General features: G+C 44.7%; 3 protein-coding genes. All 3 read right to left on the reverse strand.

Annotation, left to right across the window (positions count from 1 at the left end):
- Positions 1–465: 465 nt before the first annotated feature.
- The 3 genes from O9332_RS05095 to O9332_RS05105 all read right to left on the reverse strand — a co-directional run bounded on the left by O9332_RS05095 (position 466) and on the right by O9332_RS05105 (position 2,539).
- Positions 466–1,266, reverse strand: a complete 801-nt coding sequence (locus O9332_RS05095) for a tetratricopeptide repeat protein (protein WP_002761720.1) — start codon at positions 1,264–1,266, stop codon at positions 466–468.
- Between the two features lie 42 nt (positions 1,267–1,308).
- Positions 1,309–1,842: a 5-(carboxyamino)imidazole ribonucleotide mutase gene (gene purE, locus O9332_RS05100; protein WP_002761719.1), complete on the reverse strand. Its 534-nt coding sequence runs from the start codon at positions 1,840–1,842 to the stop codon at positions 1,309–1,311.
- 82 nt (positions 1,843–1,924) lie between these two features.
- Positions 1,925–2,539: a Uma2 family endonuclease gene (locus O9332_RS05105; RefSeq protein ID WP_288024024.1), complete on the reverse strand. Its 615-nt coding sequence runs from the start codon at positions 2,537–2,539 to the stop codon at positions 1,925–1,927.
- Positions 2,540–2,845 lie beyond the last annotated feature (306 nt).

A 2,845-nucleotide genomic window follows, 5' to 3' on the forward strand; every position in this document is an offset into this window, starting at 1 on the left:
CTGAAAAAGTTTTTCCTGGTGGCAGGGTGTGGGGTGTAGGGTGTAGGGTGTGGGGTTTTACCGATTTTGAGGGGGTCAATTACCTAATTTTCAGGGAAAAAGTACCTGAATTTTCCCCCCAATCACTCCAATGGTCGGCACTTTTTGAGGTCAAAAAAGTCTAAAAGCCTTATCCAACAAGGTTTTTAGATTTATTCAGCAAACCCTAATTAGTTTACACTTCATCTCTTAGGGGTGGTAGTGACAGTGGCGGTGTCAAAGTTGCAAGTTTCTGTATTTAACCCCACCGGAGTTGGGGGAGCCGGAGCTGGGTCGAGGAAGTTTGAGCATTTGTACTAAAATTTCCCCGACGCAGTTTAAATGCAGTACAACCCAGCACATCTCAATTGTATTTTAGTCGCGGATTTCAGGATAATTGGCCTCTCAGTCCCGCTACTGCGAGAAAAATTGCTATTTAGTCCTTCTTTACTTTAAGTTAAGAAACTTATCTAAGGCTAGAACCATATTCGGCGGCCAACGTCGCACGCTTTTTACCCAATCGAGGTCTTGATAGCGGGTATCCATGCCGACGGCGGCTACCCAATTGCTTTCCGCCTCTCCCTGTTGTCCTTGGGTCCATAAAACGGCGCTTAAGGCTGCTCTGACATCGGGAAACATGGGGTATTTGCGGGCAATATTCCGCATTTTTTGGACTGCTTCTGGATATCTGCCCAATTCGTACAGGGCCAGAGCCAGATTAGCTTGCGCCCAGGCAAAATTCGGGGCTAGTTGGGTAGCTTGGCGATAGTCTTTGACGGCGGCTTCCCAGTCCCCTAAACCGCCTTCGGCGTTGCCGCGATTGTTATAGGCAAAGGCATCATTGGGATCCAGTTCTAAAACTTTATTATAATCGGCGATCGCTTCTTGATATTTGCCTTCTCCCTCTAAAGCGGTGCCGCGATTGAGGTAGGGATCGGGGGCATCGGGGGCAATGGCGATCGCTTGGTTAAAATCAGCGATCGCATCCTCTAATTTATTGAGACTGACTCTGGCATTGCCGCGATTACTCCAGACGGCGGGATTAGTGGGGAATTTGGCGACTAATTGGGTCCAATAGCTTTCGGCCTGGGCGTAATCCCCTTTTTCTGTGGCTTCTAGGGCTTTTTCGGCGATAACTTCCCCTTCTCTAATCTGTTCTTCGCTAATAGTCGGGCTATCGGCATAAGCCGCTATGGGTAGGGCAAAAAAGAGCAATAGACTCAATACACAAGCGGTGATCCAACGCATAATTACTTCATAATTTGTTACTTAATCTTTTCTCAATCTACCCTACTTAGGTGAACTCTGCCCTAGATAGTCTTGATAGCCTAGTCGTTGAAGATTGCTTTGTTTTTCGAGGACGGAATCGCTGAGGGATTGACGATAGGCGATAACTTGCTCTAAAAGATCAGCATTACCGATGGCGAGAATTTGAACCGCTAAAAGTCCGGCATTTTTGGCATTACCGATCGCCACCGTGGCCACGGGAATGCCTGCGGGCATCTGTACAATTGAATAGAGAGAGTCTAACCCTTGTAAAGTGCGCGTGACTACGGGAACTCCAATCACGGGTAAGGGGGTTAAAGATGCCACCATCCCGGGTAAATGGGCAGCCCCGCCGGCTCCAGCGATAATCACTTTTATTCCCCTTAAATGAGCGTTTTTGCCGTATTCAAACATTTTTTCGGGGGTACGATGGGCCGAGACAATGGTGACTTCGTGGCTAATCTGAAAAACCTCTAAAACTGCGATCGCTTCTTTCATGGTGGGTAAGTCGGAATCACTGCCCATAATTACACCCACTAGGGGCGCTGCTGTCACCATAACTGCTAGAAAATAATTTTGCTTTTTAATCTTATAGCAGGGTTTGTTATTTTGTCTTCAAACCCTACTGATCAGATTTCCCCTAAATTGCATCGGGATCGATGCCTAATTCTCGCAATTTTTGGGCTAATTTTTCCTTAGCTTGTCGTTCCCTTTCTTTTTCTAAAAGAGCCTGTTCTTTTGCCTGTCGTTGCTGTAATTCCGCTTCTTGAGGAGTGGGGACTAATTGACCATCGGCGGTAAAATAACGCAGTTTACGGTCAAATATCCCTAAATATAATCCTAACTGTTCACTCCAGAGATAACCCTGTTCATTGGGAGAAATGGCTTGATATTGTCCATCAATTAGTCTAAATCCTTGTAATTCTAAAGTATTAGGATCAAACCCAAAATAATTAGGAGTGCGAAAGGTATTCTGATAGAGAATTTTCTTGTTATTGCGGTCAATATTGGCCGTAGAATCGGAGAGAATCTCGACAATTACATCCGGATATTTCCCCTGTTCTCCCCAGACTACCCAACTTTTGCGGGGACGTTTTTCGGTATCTAAAACCACAAAAAAATCGGAACCACAGAAATCACGTTTTTTTAGTTGTTCCGCGTTGTAGTAGATGGTTAGATTTCCCGAAGCGTAGTAATCACTGCTCTTGCGCCATAATAGACTTGTTGCAAAATAAGAAAAAGCCGAATGAATTATTTTGTGAGAAGTTCAGCTTGCTTCTCCTTTTAATTAATGCTTATGCTGCCGCTAAATAAAAATTCCATAATCCACAAGCCGTTAAGATTAATTGATCATCAAAATTAGCTACACGATTCCTATAAATATCGGAAACTGCACGGTATCTTTTCACCCCAGAAAAAGGGTGGTGATTCGGTAGTAGTGATGGCGGCTTAATCCTTTGCTTTGCTGTGCATTGTAGTCATGGATAAAATACCAAAGGGTTCCCCAACGTGATTCTCCATTTTTTTAGAGAAAGATAGACTCTCTCTCACCAACCGAGAA

The organism is Microcystis sp. LE19-10.1B, assembly GCF_027530565.1.
GTDB classification, from domain to species: Bacteria; Cyanobacteriota; Cyanobacteriia; order Cyanobacteriales; family Microcystaceae; genus Microcystis; species Microcystis aeruginosa.